The organism is Streptomyces sp. NPDC024698, from assembly GCF_055559015.1.
In genome coordinates, this window is sequence record NZ_JBVHLK010000025.1 from 71,141 (window position 1) to 89,726 (window position 18,586).

13 protein-coding genes and 1 pseudogene are annotated in these 18,586 nt (G+C 70.3%); 2 read left to right on the forward strand and 12 right to left on the reverse strand.

The features are described from left to right. Positions 1-6: 6 nt before the first annotated feature. The 7 genes from ACZ4AA_RS33870 to ACZ4AA_RS33900 all read right to left on the reverse strand — a co-directional run bounded on the left by ACZ4AA_RS33870 (position 7) and on the right by ACZ4AA_RS33900 (position 9,207). Positions 7-2,751 carry a bifunctional acetate--CoA ligase family protein/GNAT family N-acetyltransferase gene (locus tag ACZ4AA_RS33870; RefSeq protein WP_467611219.1) on the reverse strand — a complete coding sequence of 915 codons (2,745 nt, stop codon included), beginning with the start codon at positions 2,749-2,751 and terminating at the stop codon, positions 7-9. A 152-nt stretch (positions 2,752-2,903) separates the two neighbouring features. Beyond that, positions 2,904-3,917, reverse strand: coding sequence for a type I glyceraldehyde-3-phosphate dehydrogenase (gap, locus tag ACZ4AA_RS33875; RefSeq protein ID WP_467611221.1), 1,014 nt, complete (start codon positions 3,915-3,917; stop codon positions 2,904-2,906). Positions 3,918-3,950: 33 nt separating this feature from the next. Continuing rightward, positions 3,951-6,332: a phosphoketolase family protein gene (locus ACZ4AA_RS33880; RefSeq protein WP_467611223.1), complete on the reverse strand. Its 2,382-nt coding sequence runs from the start codon at positions 6,330-6,332 to the stop codon at positions 3,951-3,953. Between the two features lie 148 nt (positions 6,333-6,480). Continuing rightward, a complete protein-coding gene (locus ACZ4AA_RS33885; protein ID WP_467611225.1) occupies positions 6,481-7,353 on the reverse strand; it encodes a universal stress protein in 873 nt (290 codons plus the stop codon). A gap of 5 nt (positions 7,354-7,358) precedes the next feature. After that, the gene (locus tag ACZ4AA_RS33890; protein WP_467611227.1) at positions 7,359-7,505 is read right to left on the reverse strand and encodes a hypothetical protein; all 147 of its coding nucleotides are present in this window, start codon (positions 7,503-7,505) and stop codon (positions 7,359-7,361) included. A gap of 23 nt (positions 7,506-7,528) precedes the next feature. Further along, positions 7,529-8,434 carry a universal stress protein gene (locus ACZ4AA_RS33895; protein ID WP_467611229.1) on the reverse strand — a complete coding sequence of 302 codons (906 nt, stop codon included), beginning with the start codon at positions 8,432-8,434 and terminating at the stop codon, positions 7,529-7,531. Positions 8,435-8,586: 152 nt separating this feature from the next. Beyond that, on the reverse strand, positions 8,587-9,207 hold the full coding sequence (locus ACZ4AA_RS33900; RefSeq protein WP_467611251.1) for a hypothetical protein: 621 nt from the start codon (positions 9,205-9,207) through the stop codon (positions 8,587-8,589). A 217-nt stretch (positions 9,208-9,424) separates the two neighbouring features. Here ACZ4AA_RS33900 and ACZ4AA_RS33905 point away from each other — a divergent pair, with 217 nt between their 5' ends. Further along, positions 9,425-11,134 carry a SulP family inorganic anion transporter gene (locus ACZ4AA_RS33905; RefSeq protein WP_467611231.1) on the forward strand — a complete coding sequence of 570 codons (1,710 nt, stop codon included), beginning with the start codon at positions 9,425-9,427 and terminating at the stop codon, positions 11,132-11,134. Here ACZ4AA_RS33905 and pflA read toward each other — a convergent pair. The 3 genes and pseudogenes from pflA to ACZ4AA_RS33920 all read right to left on the reverse strand — a co-directional run bounded on the left by pflA (position 11,128) and on the right by ACZ4AA_RS33920 (position 15,202). Next, entirely contained in the window at positions 11,128-11,877 is a 750-nt protein-coding gene (pflA, locus tag ACZ4AA_RS33910) for a pyruvate formate-lyase-activating protein (protein WP_467611233.1), read from the reverse strand. The genes ACZ4AA_RS33905 and pflA overlap by 7 nt on opposite strands. Continuing rightward, complete coding sequence (gene pflB, locus ACZ4AA_RS33915) at positions 11,874-14,132, reverse strand: formate C-acetyltransferase (RefSeq protein WP_467611235.1); 2,259 nt, start codon at positions 14,130-14,132, stop codon at positions 11,874-11,876. Before pflB ends, pflA begins: the two co-directional genes overlap by 4 nt. A 147-nt stretch (positions 14,133-14,279) precedes the next feature. Beyond that, positions 14,280-15,202 (reverse strand): annotated as a pseudogene (locus ACZ4AA_RS33920) (carbamate kinase). Between the two features lie 551 nt (positions 15,203-15,753). Between ACZ4AA_RS33920 and ACZ4AA_RS33925 the strand changes: the two are divergent. After that, entirely contained in the window at positions 15,754-16,458 is a 705-nt protein-coding gene (locus ACZ4AA_RS33925) for a response regulator (RefSeq protein WP_467611237.1), read from the forward strand. Between the two features lie 61 nt (positions 16,459-16,519). Here ACZ4AA_RS33925 and ACZ4AA_RS33930 read toward each other — a convergent pair whose 3' ends face one another. After that, positions 16,520-16,990, reverse strand: a complete 471-nt coding sequence (locus tag ACZ4AA_RS33930) for a universal stress protein (protein WP_467611239.1) — start codon at positions 16,988-16,990, stop codon at positions 16,520-16,522. Continuing rightward, entirely contained in the window at positions 16,962-17,468 is a 507-nt protein-coding gene (locus tag ACZ4AA_RS33935) for a hypothetical protein (protein WP_467611241.1), read from the reverse strand. The genes ACZ4AA_RS33930 and ACZ4AA_RS33935 overlap by 29 nt, the downstream gene beginning before the upstream one ends. Between the last annotated feature and the right edge of the window lie 1,118 nt (positions 17,469-18,586).

Here is an 18,586-nt window from a genome sequence, read left to right on the forward strand (position 1 = left end):
CCCTCCTCAGCGCAGTCTGCGCAGGTACGGGTCCTGGGGGCGGCGCGGCAGCAGCCGCACCCGTGCGTCGAGCACGGTGATGCCGCCGGGTGCCGCCAGGACGGGGTTGAAGTCGGCCTCGGCGAGCTGCGGCAGGTCCACCGCCATTCGGGACAGCCGCAGCAGCAGCTGTTCCAGTTCCTCTAGGTCGACAGGGGAGTTTCCGTTCGCGCCCAGCAGCAGCGGAGCGCACCGCGGCGAGGTGATCAGCTCGTGCACGTCGCGGTCGGTGAGCGGGGCGAGGCGCGCAGCGTGGTCGGACAGGACCTCCGTGGCCGTGCCGCCCAGCCCGAACAGGACGAGCGGACCGAAGACCTCGTCCTGGACGACGCCCGCGAGCAGTTCGGTGCCGCGGGCGGCGAGGGGCTGGAGGACCACGCCGGTCATGAGGCCCGCGAAACGGGTCTCCAGGTCTCGGAACGCGGCCCTCACCTGTGCGTCACCGCGCAGGTCCAGGTGGACCGCCCGCTGCTGCGACTTGTGCAGCAGTCCGGGCCAGTGGGCCTTCATCACGACCCGGCCGTCGAAGCCGCGCAGCCGGTCGGCCGCGAGCACGGCGTCGTCCTCGGTCTCGGCCCATGCCCAAGGAGTCTGCGGGATGCCGTAGCAGGCCAGCAGCTCGGCGCAGGTCCGTGGATCGAGCCAGCCGCCGTCGTCGAGGGTCCCCCCGCCCGGGCGGAGCCGCGCGAGGGAGAGCTCGGACAGGTGGTCCGCCACCACTGTCCGTGCCCGGTCGCTCTCGACGCCGGTGAGCGCCGGGACGGCACCGGCGGGCCTGGCGAGCCAGGCGGCGCGCTTCGCGGCGTGCGCCAGGGCGCGGGCAGCCGCCTGCGGTTCGGCGTACGAGGGAATCGTGCCTCCGTCCGCGGCGGCCAGCAGCCGTACGGACCGGTCCTGCTCCAGGCGTACGGCGATCACGGGCCGCGCCCGTCGGCCGGGAGCCGCGGTCACGGCCCGCACCAGGTCGTCACCGGTGGCCGCGGCGACCGCCGTGGGGACGAGCGCCACGACGACGGCGTCGACGCCGGGGCACCGGGTCAGGCGGTCGACGCACTCCGTGAGCTGTTCCTCGGACACGGCGGCGGTGGCGTCGACCGGGTTGCGGACGGCGGCGCCGTCCGGAAGCACCGCGAGGAGAGCGTCGATCATCGCGGGGGTGAACGGAGGCAGGACGAGTCCCGCCTCCGCGCAGGCATCGGCGGCGAGCACTCCCGCGCCGCCCGCGTTGGTGACGACCGCGACGCGGCTGCCCTCCGGCAACGGCTGGGAGTGCAACAGGGCGGCCGTTTCCAGGAGTTCGCCGACCGAGCGGGTCGCCGTGACACCGGCCTGGGTGAACAGCGCGCCGCGGGTCATGGTGCGGGTCGCCGCGGCCGCGGTGTGCGAGGCGGCGGCTTTGCGGCCGGCGTCGGTACGGCCTGCGTCCACGGTGAGGACCGGGATGCGGCGCGTGACGCGGCGGGCTGTACGGGAGAACGCGCGCGGGTTGCCGAAGGACTCCAGGTGCAGCAGGGCGAGGTCGGTGCGGCCGTCGCTCTCCCACCACTGGAGCATGTCGTTGCCGCTGACGTCGAACTTGTCGCCCAGTGAGGCGAACGAGGAGACCCCGATGCCCAGCCGGGACAGTCCGTCGAGCAGGGCGATGCCGACCCCGCCGGACTGCACGGCGACACCGGCCGTCCCCGGGAGCGGATGCTCGGCGGCGAAGGTGGCGTCGAGGCTCAGATCCGGGTCGGTGTTGGAGACGCCGAGACAGTTGGGGCCGACGAGCCGCATGCCGTAGGTGCGGCAGGCGGTCAGCAGGGCCTGTGCCTGGGTGTGGTCGAGGCCGGCGGTGACGACCACCAGGGCGCGTACACCGGCCTTGCCGCTCTCCTCGGCGACGGCCGCGACGGCTGACGCCTGTACGGCCACGACGACCAGATCGGGCGTCATCGGCAGCGCCGCGACCGACGGGTGGGACGGCACGCCCAGCACCGAGTCGACGCCGGGGTTGACGGCGAAGAGACGATGCTTGAAGCCGCCCGAGCGCAGATGGTGCAGGACGGCTCGGCCCACCGATCCGGGGGTGCGTCCGGCGCCGACCACGGCGACGGCGGAGGGCCGCAGGAGCGGCAGCAGGCTGGCCACGTCCGCCGCGCGGCCCCGGGCCTCGACGGCCGACAGGTAGGTGTCGTCCTGGTCGAGGTGGATGGTGCAGCGCACCTCGGGCCCCTCGAAGTGGCGGGAGGTGGTCAGGCCGAGGTCGGCGAAGAGACGGAGCACCTCGTGGTTCTCGCTCAGCGCGTCGGCCGTGAAGGTGGTGATGCCCTCCGCGCGCGCAGCCGAGACGAGGTGCTCGACGAGCAGGGTGCCCACGCCGCGGTGGTGCAGGCCGTCGGCGACGGCGATGGACATCTCCGCGCCGCCCGCCTCGAGGCCGTCCGTCTCCCCGCCGGTGTCGTACTCGGCAAGGCCGATCACCCGGCCGTCCACCTCGGCCAGCAGGGCCCGGTATCCCGGGTGGGCCGGGGCACAGGCGCGGTCGGCGGCCGACGCGGCCGAACGCCTGCTCATGGAGAAGAACCGCAGGCGGAGGTTCTCCGGCGACATCTCCTCATAGAACCCCCGCAACTGTTCGTGGTCGGCCGGCCGCGCGGGGCGTACGCACACGGTGGTGCCGTCCGCGAGCAGGGCGTGGACCGTGGGCCGGTCGAGCAGGTCGTCCGTCATCGCAGCTCTCCTCCATCGCCTTGGCTCCTTCGATCGTCCGGCGGAACCGGGAACGATCCCATGGGCTGCAAGGGGTCGCCCCGGGGCCGGTCGGCCCTGCTGTGGCCGCCGACCGGCCCGCCTCCCTCGTCACGGCCGGCGGTCGGGGTGTGTCAGTCGTCGGCCACGAGGGCCGTCAGGTCCAGAAGGCGGTTGGTGTAGCCCCACTCGTTGTCGTACCAGCCGAAGATCTTGGCCAGGGTGCCGTTGGCCTGCGTCAGGGCGGGGTCGAAGATGCAGGACGAGGGGTCACCGATGACGTCGCGGGAGACGATCGGGGCCTTGGACACCCTCAGGATGCCGTTCAGCGGGCCGTTCGCGGCCGCCTCGAACGCGGCGTTGATCTCCTTCACGCTCGCCTCCCGCGCGAGGACCACGGCGAGGTCGGTGAGCGAGCCGTCCTCCACGGGTACCCGGACCGCGATCCCGTCCAGCGCACCCGCCAGCTCCGGCACCACCAGGCCCACGGCGCGGGCGGCGCCGGTGCTGGTGGGAATGATGCTGAGGGCCGCGGAGCGGGCGCGGCGCAGATCCTTGTGCGGGCCGTCCAGCAGTGACTGATCGTTGGTGTAACCGTGGATGGTGGTCATCACCCCGCGCTCGACGCCGAAGGCGTCGTCGAGCACCTTGACCATCGGGGCGACGCAGTTGGTGGTGCAGGAGGCGGCGGAGACGATCCGGTCGGTGCTCCGGTCGTAGGCACGGTCGTTGACCCCCATCACGATGGTGGCGTCCACGTCCTTGCCGGGAGCCGACAGCAGCACGGTGTGGGCGCCGCTCTTGAGGTGCAGGGCCGCGGAGTCCCGGTCGCGGAAACGTCCGGTGGACTCGATCACGACGTCGGCTCCGTGGTCGCCCCAGTGCAGGGCGGACGGGTCACGCTCGGCGGTGACGGCGATGCGCTGTCCGTCGACCGTGATGGAGCTGTCGTCGTGCCGGACATCGCGTCCGATGCGGCCGAACGTCGAGTCGTACTCCAGCAGGTGGGCCAGGGTGGCGGGCGAGGTGAGGTCGTTGACGGCGACCACCTGGACGTCCTGGACCCCTTCCTCGGCGCGGTCGAGGGCGGCACGCAGGTAGGTTCGGCCGATGCGGCCGAAGCCGTTGATGCCGACGCGTACGGTCATGGCGGTGGGTTCCTTCCGGAGGTGAGGTGTGGGTCAGGGGTTCCAGGTCCAGTCGGCGACCTCGGGCAGGTCGGTGCCGTGCTCGCGGATCCACGCCTGGTGCCGGGTGCGCGCGTCGGCCATCTGCTGCCGTACGGCGGCGGCGCGCACCGCGAGCCCTGGGACGCGGTCGATGACGTCCATGACCAGCCGGTAGCGGTCGAGGTCGTTGCGGACGACCATGTCGAACGGAGTGGTCGTGGTGCCGGACTCCTTGTAGCCGCGCACGTGGAGGTGCTTGTGGCCGGTGCGGCGGTAGGCGAGACGGTGGATGAGCCAGGGGTAGCCGTGGTAGGCGAAGATCACCGGCTTGTCGGTGGTGAACAGCCCGTCGTACGCGAAGTCGCTCATCCCGTGCGGGTGTTCCTCGCTCGGGAGCAGCCGGGTCATGTCGACCACGTTGACGACCCGGACGGCGAGGTCCGGCAGGTGCCGGCGCAGCAACTGCGCGGCGGCCAGCACCTCCTGGGTGGGCACATCTCCGGCACAGGCCAGAACCACATCGGGTTCGCCGCCGTGTTCCGTCCCCGCCCAGTCCCAGATGCCGGCGCCGCGGGCGCAGTGGGCGCGGGCCTGGTCCATGGACAGCCAGTCGAAGCAGGGCTGTTTGCCGGCGACGACGACGTTGACGTAGTCGCGGCTGCGCAGGATGTGATCGGCCACGGACAGCAGGGTGTTGGCGTCCGGCGGGAGGTAGACGCGCACGACCTCGGGGCTCTTGTTGAGGACGTGGTCGACGAAGCCGGGGTCCTGGTGCGAGAAGCCGTTGTGGTCCTGGCGCCAGACATGCGAGGTGAGCAGGTAGTTGAGGGAGGCGATCGGGGCGCGCCAGGGCAACTCCCTCGAGGTCTTGAGCCACTTGATGTGCTGGTTGACCATGGAGTCGACGATGTGCACGAAGGCCTCGTAGCAGGAGAACAGTCCGTGCCGGCCGGTGAGGGTGTAGCCCTCCAGCCAGCCCTGGCAGGTGTGTTCGGAGAGGATCTCCATCACCCGACCGTGCCGGTCCAGGTCTTCGTCGACCGGCAGACACTGGGCCTGCCACGCTTTTCCGCTGACCTCGAAGACGGCCTGAAGCCGGTTCGAGGCCGTCTCGTCCGGGCCGACGATGCGAAAGTCGCGGCGCCCGCCCGTGTCCTTCATCACCCGGGCCAGGAGGTTCCCCAGGACGCGGGTCGGCTCGTGCAGTGTGCTGCCCGGCTTGTCGACCGGCACGGCGAACTCGTCGAGCGGCGCGATGGGCAGGTCGCGCACCAGCAGACCGCCGTTGGCGTGCGGGGTGGAGCCGAGCCGCTTGGTGCCGCGGGGAACACAGGCAAGCACGTCGGCGGCCGGGCGGCCGTCCGGGCCGAAGAGTTCCTCGGGGCGGTAGGAGCGCAGCCAGTTCTCCAACTGCCGCAGGTGTTCCGGGTTTTCGCGGACCTGGGCGAGGGGCACCTGGTGGGCGCGCCAGGTTCCCTCGACGGGTTGGCCGTCGACCTCGGCGGGTCCGGTCCAGCCCTTCGGTGTACGCAGCACGATCATCGGCCAGTGCACGCGCTCGCTGACACCGTCCTCGCGGGCCGTTCGCTGCATCAGGGTGATGCGCTCCAGTGCGTCGTCCATCGCTGCCGCCATGGCCCGGTGCACCTGGAGCGGGTCGTCGCCGGTCACATGGATCGGCTCGTGGCCGTATCCCCGCAGCAGGGCGTCGAGTTCGGCCTCCGGGAGACGAAAGAGCACAGCCGGGTTGGCGATCTTGTAGCCGTTGAGGTGCAGGATCGGCAGGACGGCTCCGTCGTGGACCGGGTCGAGGAACTTGTTGGAGTGCCAGGACGCGGCCAGCGGCCCCGTCTCCGCCTCACCGTCGCCGATCACACAGGCGACCAGGAGGTCCGGGTTGTCGAACGCGGCGCCGTACGCGTGGGACAGCGAATATCCGAGTTCACCGCCCTCGTGGATCGAGCCGGGCGTCTCGGGGGCGACATGACTGGGCACCCCGCCGGGGAAGGAGAACTGCCGGAACATCCGTGCCATGCCCGCCGCGTCACGCGACACGTCCGGGTAGGTCTCGCTGTAGCTGCCCTCCAGCCAGGAGTTGGCCAGGATCGACGGGCCCCCGTGACCTGGACCCCACACGCACAGCGCGTCGAGTTCCCGCGCCTTGATCACCCGGTTGAGGTGCGTGTAGACGAGGTTGAGACCGGGCGAGGTGCCCCAGTGGCCGAGCAGCCGCGGCTTGATGTGTTCCGGTTTCAGGGGTTCGGTCAGCAGCGGGTTGGACATCAGGTAGATCTGTCCGGCGGCCAGGTAGTTGGCGGCCCGCCAGTGCGCGTCGAGGGTGCGGAGTTCCTCGTCGGTGAGTGCGGTGGCGTCCTGATGTTCGGCTTTGGACATGGGAGGGACTCCGTAGGTCGTCGGCGTTGGGGTCATCGGGTGGTACGGGCGGTCCGACCGGCGAGGAACGGTGGCGGAACCGCTGTGCGAGACGTGCGAGACACGGCCACGATCACGGGGCGGACCTCTGCGCCCCCGCCCGCCTCTCTCACGCCTTCTCGGGGACGATCGCGACGGCGCAGGCCGAGTGGTGCAGCACCCCGTGGGCGACGCGCCCCAGTTGGAGTCCGAGCTGCCCCGGGTTGCGCCGCGCGCCGACCACCAGCAGATCGGCCTCGTACGAGGCGTCCAGCAGAACCCTGCGCACGGGACCTTCGACCGTGCTCCGGCTCAGGTCCACATCCACGGGTACGTCCTCCAGCGCCTTGTCCAGTACCTCAGTGGCGTGCAATTCGTGGAGACGCGCCGGCTCAGCGGCCAGCAGAGGGTGGTCGGTGCTCTCGTGCGCCGGGCACCGCCACGCCCGTACGGCGTCCAGGTGCGCATGGCGCAGCTTCGCCTCCTGGACGGCGAAGCGCAGGGCGGCCGAGCCCGGCGTCCTCTCGCCGATGCCCACGACGACCCGGCCACGCGCCCCGGCGCGGACCTGGTTGTCGTGACTGCCGCGCAGCACGATCACCGGGCAGTCCGCGTGGGCGGCGACGGTCAGGCTGACCGACCCGAGCAGCATCTCGACGAGGCCCCCGCGACCGCGGGTACCGAGCACGAGCGCGGCAGCCTCACGTCCCTCGCGGACGAGCGCGTACTCGGGTTCCTCCGGCAGCACGTCGGTGGAGATCTCGATGTCGGGCCGGCGCAGGCGGGCGCGCTGCCCGGCGGTCCGCACGATGTCCTCGGCCATGACCTGCTCGGACGGTTTGTGGAGGTCCTCCGCGAGGGACTCGCCCTCGTACCGCTCCCAGAGGGAGGCGTACACCAGCCGCAGCGGTGCCCTGCGCAGCGCGGCCTCGTCGGCCGCCCAGTCGACGGCCCGCATGCTGGATTCGGAGCCGTCCACACCGACGACGATCGGGAGGTCCATCGCGCTCACCGTCCCGTGCCGAGGCCGAGGACGGCCTGGGCCTCGTCCTCGCCGTGCGGCTCCTCGGCGACGGATTCGGCGACGGGGGCGAGCGGGCCGGCCCCATGGGCGAGCAGGCATTCACCGAAAACTCGTACGACCACTGCCTTCATCGATCTCTTCCTCTCGAAACGGGTCAGCTGTGCGGGACGACAGCGACCGGAGCGGTGGAGTGGTGCAGGACGGAGTGCGTGACGTGTCCGATGTGAGCACCCAAGGGACTGCGCCGGATGCGCCGGCCCACGATGACGAGGGAGGCGTCGTGCGAAGCGTCCACGACGTGGAGGGCCCCGCTGCCGTAGCGGCACACCTCGACGACCCGCACGTCCGGGAACTTCTTCCGCCAGGGGCGCAGCACCTCGGCGACGGCCTCGGCCGCGCCCAGGGCGAGTGCCTCGTGCAGCGCCGGGTTGGCCGCGGTGCCGTACGCGTAGTAGGGCGGCGGGTTCCAGCCGTGGACGACCCGCAGGGAGGTCGCGCGGCGCTCGGCGGCGTCGAAGGCGAACTCGATCAGCCGCTCGTCCGGGTGGTCGCCGTCGAGCCCGAGGACCACGGGCCGGAACGGGGTCGTGGCGGACGGGACGCCCGCCGGGTCCGGCTCGTGCTCGTCGGCGGCGGTCTCCAGCGCGCGAACCAGTACGACAGGGCTGTCCGTGTGGGCGACGGCGGACAGGCCGACCGAGCCGACCATGAACCCGCCGATCCCGCCGAAGCCGCGCGAGCCCAGGACGAGCAGTTCGGCGCTCCTGGCCGCCTCGGCCAGCGCGTCCCCCGGGTGACCGGAGAGCTGCTGCGTGCGTACCTCGATGCCGGGGTGACGCTGCCGGAGCCCCTCGGCGGCTTCCCGTGGGATCCGCTCGGTCCAGTGCCGATGGGTCTCGGCGCCCAGGAGCAGCGTCTGAGCCGTCGGCTCCGGTACCGGCTCCCAGACATGGACGATCTTCAGCGGCAGGCCGCGGAGCCCTGCTTCGCGAGCCGCCCATTCTGCGGCGGCCCGGCTCTCCTGGGAGCCGTCGAGTCCTACGGTGATGGTGCGGAGCATGATCTCCACCTCCTGGGGCGAGGGTTCCGATTCCAGCGTCGTCTTCGGGCGGTTGCTCGTGCAGGGGCCACTGGTCCCGAATGCGGGCCGACCGACTCCCCCCACGACAGTGCGCGGTGGGCCAGGTGGCCGGCCCACCGCACCGTCGGCACTCAGCGCAGCCAGCCGTGGTCGCGGACGAGGGGCAGCCTGGCCCAGAGCCTGCCCGCGCCCAGGGTGTCGCCCGCGGCGACGGCGGCCACGACGATCAGGGCGACGGCGTAGATCACGTGGTAGTCGACGAACGGGTTGGCCGACATGCTCGGCGAGCCGTCCGACAAGTGCTTGGCCGGCGGCCACTCGGCGATCCACATCAGCGCCATCATCGCGGTGCCGGCGACGGCGGTGATGCGCAGCGCGACACCGCCGACCAGGGCGAGACCGATCCCGAGCAGACCGAGCATGAACAGCCAGTCCGCCCATGGGTCACCGGCCCAGGAGTGGAAGGTGGCCTTCAGTGGCCCGACGGCGACGGAGCCCAGGAAGCCCTTCGTCGGCGAGCCGCCGTCGATCCAGCCCTTGCCGGACGGGGTGGCGTAGCCGAAGCCGAAGGCCTTGTCGAGGAACGCCCAGAGGAAGACGAACCCGGTGAGCAGGCGCAGGGACGCGAAGGCGTAGTCCCGCGCGGAGTGCGTGACGACGCCTGCCGACTCGGGCGCCGAGGCGTCCCGGTTCCTGCGCAGCGACGGCAGGTGGAAGCCGGCGCTCCGGCGTGGGTGCTCGTGCACGGCCATGGTCATGGTTCCCTTCGAGGGCGGTCGGCTCGATGCCTGACACCACTCACTCTGACCGTGCACGCCGGTCCGCGACGGATGCCGAAGGTCCGTGACCCCGGGGCCGAACGGCCCTGTTTTCAGCGGCTGTTGGACGACGGCGGCAGACCGTCGTGCGAGTCCTGGCCGTAGCTGCCACGAGCGGTGGATCATGAGGGCCCACGACGGAGGGTGGCACATGGCACAGGACCCGGACGGACACGTCCCGCGGTGGCGGCGGCTGATGCCAGGTCTCGGCGCGCTCCTCGGCTATCGGCGCGCGTGGCTCACGGCCGACCTGCTCGCCGGGTTGACCGTGGCCGCGTACCTCGTGCCGCAGGTCATGGCCTACGCTGGCGTGGCCGGACTGCCGCCGGTCGCCGGTCTGTGGGCGATCCTCCCGGCCCTCGCGTCGTACGCGCTGTTCGGTTCCTCACGGCTACTGTCGGTCGGCCCCGAGTCCACGACCGCTCTCATGACGGCCGCCGTCATCGCGCCCCTCGCCGGCGGGGACGCCGGACGCTACGCGTCCCTGGCGGCCGGCCTCGCGGTCACCGTCGGCCTGCTCTGCCTGGTCGCCCGGGTGACGCGGCTCGGCTTCCTCGCGGACCTGCTGTCCCGTCCCGTCCTGATCGGCTACCTCGCGGGCGTGGCGCTCATCATGATGGTGGATCAGTTGCCCAAGCTCACCGGGGTGCGGACGACGGGCACGGAGTTCTTCCCCCAGCTGTGGTCCTTCCTCGTCCACCTGCCCGACGCGGACCCGGCGACCGTCGTCTTCTCCGCCGTCGTCCTCGCCTTCCTCTTCCTGACGGCCCGTCACGTCCGTTCCGTGCCCGGCCCGCTGGTCGCCTTCGTCCTCGGGACCGCCGCCGTGGTGGTCCTCGACCTCGACGGGCGGTACGGGCTGAAGGTGATCGGCGCGGTCCCGTCCGGTCTGCCGGGTCTCGCCGTTCCGGACCTGAGCGAACTGCCGCGGCTCGTGCTGCCCGCTCTTGGCGTGCTGCTGGTCGCGTACACCGACTTCATCCTCACCGCGCGGGCGTTCACCGGCCATGACGACGAAGGCGGCCTGGACGCCAACCAGGAGTTCCTCGCCCTGGGCGCCGCGAACGTGGGCGCCGGATTCCTGCACGGCTTCCCCGTGAGCAGCAGCGCCAGCCGCACCGCTCTCGCTTCCTCTGCGGGCGCCCGCAGCCAGGTGTACTCACTGGTGGCCGGCGCGGTCGTACTCGGCGTGCTGCTGTTCCTCAGCCCGTTGCTGGCGCGCACACCCTCGGCCGTCCTCGGCGCGCTCGTCGTCTACGCAGCGGTCCGCATGATCGACTTCGCGGGCTTCCGGCGGCTGGCCTCGTTCCGGCGCCGGGAACTGTTTCTGGCCCTCGGCTGCTTCGCCGGGGTGCTCGCCCTGGACATCCTGTACGGGGTGATCGTGGCCGTCGGTGTGTCGGTGGCCGAGCTGCTGACCCGGGTGGCACGCCCGCACGACGCCGTCGAGGGCCTGGTGCCCGGTGTGGCGGGCATGCACGACGTGGCCGACTACCCGCAGGCCCGCACGATCCCGGGCCTGCTCGTCTACCGCTACGACTCCCCGCTGTTCTTTGCCAACGCGGAGAACTTCAGGCGCCGCGCCCTGGCCGCCGTCGACGAACAGAGCGAGCCCGTCCACTGGTTCGTGCTCAACACCGAGGCCAATGTCGAGGTCGACATCACCGCGCTCGACGCGGTCGACCAACTTCGCCGCGAACTGGCCCACCGCGGGATCGTGTTCGCTCTCGCCCGGGTGAAGCGGGAGCTGCTGGACGACCTGGAGGCGTACGGACTGGTGGGCTCGGTCGGCGAGGAGCGAATCTTCCCCACACTCCCGACGGCCGTGGCCGCCTACCGAGCGTGGCCCGGACGTCAGTAGGCCACCACACCCCGCTCCCTGAAGCGCTCCCGGACGCTGTCGATCAGGGCCGCGGAGGGGCTCGGGGTGTCGCGCAATGGGAAGGGGATGCCGAGGGCGTCGTACTTGGAAGCGCCGAGTTTGTGGAACGGCAGCACGTCGACCCGCTCGGCGCTGCCGAGCCCGGCGACGAAGCCGGCCAAGGCGTCCACGGAGCTCGGATCGTCGGTCCAGCCGGGGACCAGCACGTAGCGGATCCACATCGGGACGCCGAGGCGGTCGAGGCGGGTCGCGAAACTGAGTGTGGGGGCGAGCCGGCCGCCGGTCAGCTTCCGGTAGGTGCCGATGTCGAAGGACTTGATGTCGAGCAGGACCAGGTCCGTGTCGGCGAGGAGTTCGTCGGTCGCGCGAGCGCCGAGGAAGCCGGAGGTGTCCACGGCCGTGTGCAGCCCGGCCTCCTTGCAGCGTCGTAGGACCTCACCGGTGAAGGCGGGCTGGAGCAGCGGCTCTCCCCCGGTGATCGTCACACCGCCACCGGCGGCGGTGATGAAGGAGCGGTACTTCTCGATCTCCGCCATCACCTCGTCGACCGTGACCTCCCGGCCGTCCCTCATGTGCCAGGTGTCGGGGTTGGCGCAGTACAGACAGCGCAGGGGACAGCCACTGAGGAAAAGGACGAACCGGGTCCCGGGACCGTCCACGCCGGTGGACAGGTCCCAGGAGTGGATCCGGCCGGTGGCCACCGACGCGGTCGTCTCGTTCACAGCGATCCGTGGAAGGTGCGGCTGATCACGTCGAGCTGCTGCTCACGGGTCAGGCGGACGAAGTTGACGGCGTACCCGGAGACGCGGATCGTCAGCTCCGGATACTTCTCCGGGTGCTCCATCGCGTCCTCCAGCACCTCCCGGTTCAGCACGTTGACATTCATGTGGAACCCGCCGGAGGCCGTATAGGCGTCGAGGATGCCCACCAGATTCCCCGCACGCTCCTCAGGGACGTGGCCGAGACCCTCCGGGGTGATGGTCGTGGTCAGCGAGATGCCGTCGCGGGCCTGCTCGTACGGGAGTTTGGCCACCGAGAGCGCGGAGGCGGCGACGCCGTGGCGGTCCCGGCCGTTCATCGGGTTCGCGCCCGGTGCGAAGGGCTGTCCGGCACGGCGCCCGTCGGGGGTGTTGCCGGTGTGCTTGCCGTAGACCACGTTCGAGGTGATGGTCAGCACCGACTGGGTGTGCTCGGCGTCCCGGTAGGTGGGGTGCCTGCGGACCTTGGCCATGAAGGACTCCACCAGGCCGACGGCGAGGGCGTCCGCGCGGTCGTCGTTGTTGCCGTACGCCGGGAACTCGCCCTCGGTCAGGAAGTCGACGGCCAGCCCGGTGGCGTCACGGATGACCTTCACCCGGGCGTACTTGACGGCGGACAGACTGTCGGCTGCGACGGAGAGCCCGGCGACGCCACAGGCCATGAAGCGGTGCACCGGGTGGTCGTGCAGCGCCATCTCGATGCGCTCGTAGGCGTACTTGTCGTGCATGTAGTGGATGACGTTGAGGGTGTTGACATACGTCTCCGCCAACCAGTCCAGGACGCGATCGTACGCCGCCGACAGCTCTTCGTAGTCCAGGTACTCGCCCGCCAGCGGGGGCGCCCCGGGGCTCACCTGCTCGCCGGTCATCTCGTCGCGGCCGCCGTTGACGGCGTAGAGCAGCGCCTTTGCCAGATTGATCCGCGCCCCGAAGAACTGCATCTCCTTGCCCACCGCCATCGCGGAGACGCAGCAGGCGATCGCCGTGTCGTCACCGTTGCGGGGGCGGATCAGCTCGTCGGACTCGTACTGGACGGCGCTGGTGTCGATGGACACCTGGGCGCAGAACTCCTTGAAGCCGGCAGGGAGGTGGGGCGACCACAGAACGCTGAGGTTGGGCTCGGGGGCCGGACCGAGGTTGTAGAGGGTCTGGAGGAAGCGGAAGGAGGTGCGGGTGACGAGCGTGCGACCGTCCTTCCCGATGCCGCCGATGGATTCCGTGACCCAGGTCGGATCGCCGGAGAACAGGGCGTCGTACTCGGGGGTGCGCAGGAACCGTACGATGCGCAGCTTGATCACGAAGTCGTCGATCAGTTCCTGGGCATGCGACTCGTCGATGAGCCCCTCGTCCAGGTCTCGCTGAAGGTAGACGTCGAGGAAGGTCGACGTGCGCCCCAGCGACATCGCGGCGCCGTTCTGCTCCTTCACCGCGGCGAGGTAGCCGAGGTACAGCCATTGAACGGCCTCGTGGGCCGTTGCGGCGGGCCGGGAGACGTCACAGCCGTAGGTGGCCGCCATGCGCGTCAGCTCACCCAACGCCCTGATCTGCTCGGCGAGTTCCTCGCGGTCGCGGATGACGTGCTCGCTGGAGGGCTCCGTGTCCAGCCGGGCACGCTCGGCGCGCTTGGCCTCGGTCAGCCGGTCGGTGCCGTACAGGGCGACCCGCCGGTAGTCGCCGATGATCCGGCCGCGGCCGTAGGCGTCGGGCAGCCCGGTGATGATGCCGACCTTGCGAGCGGTGCGCATCTCGGATGTGTAGGCGTCGAAGACACCGTCGTTGTGGGTCTTGCGGTAGGTGCCGAAGACCTTCGTCACGAACGGGTCCGGCTCGTAGCCGTACGCCTTCAGGCCGTTAGCCACCATGCGCAGACCGCCGTTGGGCATGATCGCGCGCTTGAGCGGGGCGTCGGTCTGGAGGCCGACGATCAGTTCGCGGTCCCGGTCGATCCAGCCGGGCTTGTGCGAGGTGATCGTCGAGGGGGTGCTGACGTCCACGTCGAGGATGCCCCTGGCACGCTCCTCCGGGAACAGCGAGCCGACCTTCGCCCAGACGGCGCGGGTGCGGTCCGTGGGACCCGTCAGGAACGACGCGTCCCCTTCGTACGGGGTGTAGTTGGCCTGGATGAAGTCGCGTACGTCGATCTGCTCGCGCCAGCGGGTCCCGGCGAAGCCTCGCCGGGTCGCCGTGAGCCGGTCGCCGACTGCCACGGTTGCGGTCATCGCCGTTCCTCTCCTCGGTCGGTGTCCTGCACCTTCGATGCTTGTCGTTCGTGATCGTCACGGGGAGTGCCGGACAGCGCCCGGGGGCGGGCCGTCCGGCCCTGGTCTCCGGGGCCGGACGGCCCAGCGGCACGCCGCGTCTGCGTGTCAGCCGGCCGTGAGATCAGGGCGGATCAGGGTGCCCGACCGGCCGTGCACGATCTCGTACGCCGCGTCCAGGGCCCCGATGGCCGCGAGTCCTCCGGTCCGCTCGACGAACCGCGCGGCGGCCTCGGTCTTCGGTCCCATGGAACCGTCCGGGAAACCCGTGCGGCGCAGTTCGGCAGGGGTGGCGTCGAGCATCGGCCGTTGGCCGGGGGTCCCGTAGTCCTCGTAGACACACGGGACGTCCGTGAGCACGAGCAGGAAGTCGGCCTTCAGGTCCTCCGAGCAGGGCGGCGGTGAGGTCCTTGTCGACGACGGCCTCCACGCCAGTCAGCGCCCCGGTGTCGTGATCGGCGACGACGAGGCACGCCCCCGCCGCCCGCGCAGATCACGAGGGTGCCGCTGTTGAGCAGCTCGTGGACGGTGTCGGTCTCCACGATCCGTTCCGGCACCGGGGAGGGCACGACGCGCCGCCAGCCCGTGGTGTCCTGGGCGATGTGCCAGCCACGATTGCGGGAGAGCGCGCGGGCCACCTCCCGGGGGTAGACCTGGCCGACGAACTTGCCGGGCCGTGCGAACGCCGGGTCGCCGGAGCGTATGAGGGTGTGGGTCACGAGGGTGGCGATGCGGCGGCCGGGGAGGGCGTCGTGCAGTGCGCAGGCCAGCAGGGAACCGATCATGCCCTGGGTCTGGGCACCGAGCAGATGGAGAGGGTAGGGCGCGCTGAGGACTGGGTCGCTTGCACTCTCCATGGCGAGCAGGCCGATCTGGGGACCGTTTCCATGAGTGATCACGAGCTCGTGCTCGGGGGCCAGAGCCGCGAGAGCGGCGGCCGCCCGGTCGATGTTGGCCTGCTGGACCGCGGCGTCCGGCCGGTCACCGCGGTGGAGCAGGGCATTGCCTCCGAGGGCGACGACGATACGCATGGCTTCAGTCCTCCAGGTGGCGACGAGTACGGTCTTGATGCCGTGCAGCCGGGCTTCTCGGCTGGTCGACGTCGATCGACGCGGGTGAGGACAAGGCGTCATGGGCGCCGTCCAGCCCGCCCATGCCCCAGCGGTCGATCAGGCCCTCGCCAACGCTTTCCTCCCGTCGGCGTTCAGCGAAATGTTTTCCTGCCAGGCATTCAATATCGCACTGCGGCAAGGGAGTCCCGACGGGCCACGGGTCCCTCGTGACAGGGCCGAACGACCCTCTCCGAGGGCCCTTACGGTCGATGTCCACGACCACCCAACTCGGTCCGAACGCACGACAGTTCGCCGCATCACCCCACACGCTGTCGGTTCCCTGTCGACTCTCGGCATGCGGTTGGTGGCCCTCGGCTTCGACCACTCGGGTCCCGAACACCACCGGCCCGGTGAAACGGCCGCTACGCTCGACCGGAGCCGGTCGGCCTTGGTGCGTCCGGGCCGCAAGGGGCGATGATCGAACCGAGCGGGTGCACGGTCCGTGGTCCATCACCGAACAAGGGGTCGTCATGGCCGAGGCGCGTACGTTCTCCGAGCAGAACCCGATCAGGGTGTTCCTGCTGGACGACCACGAGGTGGTGCGCCGCGGTCTGACCGACCTCCTGGACGCGGAGCCCGACATCTCGGTGGTCGGCGACGCGGACAGCGTCGAGCACGCGCTGGTGCGCGGCCCGGCGCTGCGGCCCGACGTGGCGGTCCTCGACGTACGCCTGCCGGACGGCGACGGCATCAGTGTCTGCCGGGAGCTGCGCAGCCAGATGCCCGAGCTGTCCTGTCTGATGCTGACCTCCTTCGACGACGAGGAGGCGCTGCTCGACGCGATCATGGCCGGGGCGGCGGGTTATGTGCTGAAGCAGATCAAGGGATCCGACCTGGTCTCGGCGGTCCGTACCGTGGCCTCCGGCCAGTCGATGCTGGACCCGACGACGACCGCGCGGCTGATGCGCAAGCTGCGCTCCGACCCGGCCGAGGAGCCTGCCCCCTCGCCCGAGCTCGCGAGCCTCTCGCCCCGTGAGCGGGACATCCTCGCGCTGATCGGGGACGGACTCACCAACCGCGAGATCGGCAACAGGCTGTACCTGTCCGAGAAGACGGTGAAGAACCACATCTCCAGGCTGCTGGCCAAGCTCGGCGTCCACCGCCGCGTGCAGGCCGCGGTCCTGGCCAACCACCTGGCACACCCTGAAAGCGCCGATCACCGCCCGACACGCTGAATTCGCTCACCCTCTGGTCGGCGTCGACGAACTCACCACCCGGCAGGCCGTCCCGGGATGTTCACTTGGGTGCGCGAATGACCACCACGGGCCCTTCGGCGTACTGCACACAACGCAGGCTGACCGAGCCCAGGAGCGCTCCGCTGAACCGCCCATGTCCACGGTTCCCGACCACCAGAAGCCGAGCGTTCCGTGACGCGTCCACCAGTACGGACGCGGCGTTGCCTCGCGTAACGGTCGTACGGATCTCGACAGGTGGGTCAGTGCCCGCCACCTCTGCGACGATTGTCTCCAACCGCTCCCCCACGGCTTCCGCGGCGACCGACTCGTCGTCAGTCCGCGGTGCCAGGCCGTACCAGTCGACGGGCGGCTCCAGGGCAGCGACGGCTTCAACGACGGTCCCGGATGCCCGCCCCTGTACCACCGCCCAGCGCAGCGCCGCTTTGGAAGCCTCCGAGCCGTCCCACCCACCACAATTCCGCCGTTCATTCTCCAGCCCTCCATCACGGCACAAACCCTTTGAACCCATCATCGAGCAGAAGGGCCTCCCCTGCGCCCCACAGGAGCGACTCCTCACCGCCCTCCGAGCACCCGCCCTCCGAGCACACTCGACGAGCACCTGGGCTGATGTCCGGGGCGATCTTGATGGCCAAGACACCATCGATTGGATGCATGCCCAGGCCATGCTCGGGACACAGGGGCCACGCCTGCCACAGACGCTCGATGACGGTCTCCTGCGCGGCATCGGCAACGCTCGCCAGCGCAGAGGCAAGGCTGTCCTGCGAGTTCGGGTCCAGGTGATTGCCGTGCCACTCGCCGTTGGCCAGGGCAACGTAGACGTGCTCCGGCTCATCCGCATCGTAGGGCGGAAGGGCCAGCAGTTGCAGGGGTTCCAGCTGGGGAAGTGTCACCGCCAGGTCCCGGTTCAGAAGGGCGAGAGCCTGGTCCCACACTGGGTACTCGCCCGGCGAGACGCGGCGGGGCTCGGGAGGGTCGAAAAGAGCGCACATGAGCACCATCCTCCGCCACACCAGGGACAGCCCTAATCGCTTAGCAGCGTCGCCCCCCGTAATAGAGACCACGTGAGGCGACTGACATCAGCGGCTGACACCAACAAGCGCGAACAGCACCGGTCGACGTCGGATCGCAATGGACGATCAGCCGAAGCGTAGGACCGATGGGCCGCCATCAACGATCCCTCGCGATCGACCTGATAAGGATGAGGCCACAGGTGCAAATCCTGCCGTCGACCAGGGGCTCTCCTTGACGGAAGAGGGCCTCTGGATTGCCTCTGACTCCACCGACCTTCGCATCAGCGCGGCCGCGTGTCAGACTGCCGTTCATGACTCACATCCGAAAGGTCCATGCCGCGTAGGCGCCCCTCACGCTTGCGGGCGGACAACAGGCGCTTTGCTGCGCATCGCTGCTACTCGAAGCTCGGTCGGCTCTCTGGCCCGGCTCAGGCACAGATCATTCAGTTGGAGCGGACGCGTCTCCAACCCGGCCTGGTTGAGCAGGCTCTCACTCGATGGGCTGCCATCGCACGTGCACCGTGGGATCAGCTCGGTTCGCCGTACAGCGACTGGTGTGGAGTTCCGGACTGTTGCCCGGGACCGGCGGAGGAGCGAGATCTGCTGGAACTAGCGATCCGCGCTCTCCCCAAGAAGACCGCGCGGGAGCTCCGCAACATCGTGGAGCCTCTCGATCTAAAGATCCTCAAACGTCCCGACGCGGTGCCGTATGGCGACACACCTCATTGTTGGTGGCGAGACGCCTTCTGACGACCGTGCCCCATCGCTGAACCGGTGCTGTACCGCAACGAAGTACAGCAACCATCGCGACCGCAACCGGCCACTACCAGCTCCAGACGACCAACTGACGTGCTCGGCAGACCTCAGCGTCCCTCACGCCCAGAGTTCGCATCGAGGGGCACCCTGCGCCCACTGCGCGCTGGCTCCAGCAGGCGCAGTGGGGAACACGGGGAACGGCAAGCCTGGTCTGCGCCCTGCCAGGTCTCGGCATGTCTCAACCGGCCGCCAGCAAGAAGAGCAGACTGTGTACATGCAGCTCCCCACCGAAGCCGTTGCGTCCACCGCGCTGATCGAGGTCGTGAGGGTATCCGCCCTGC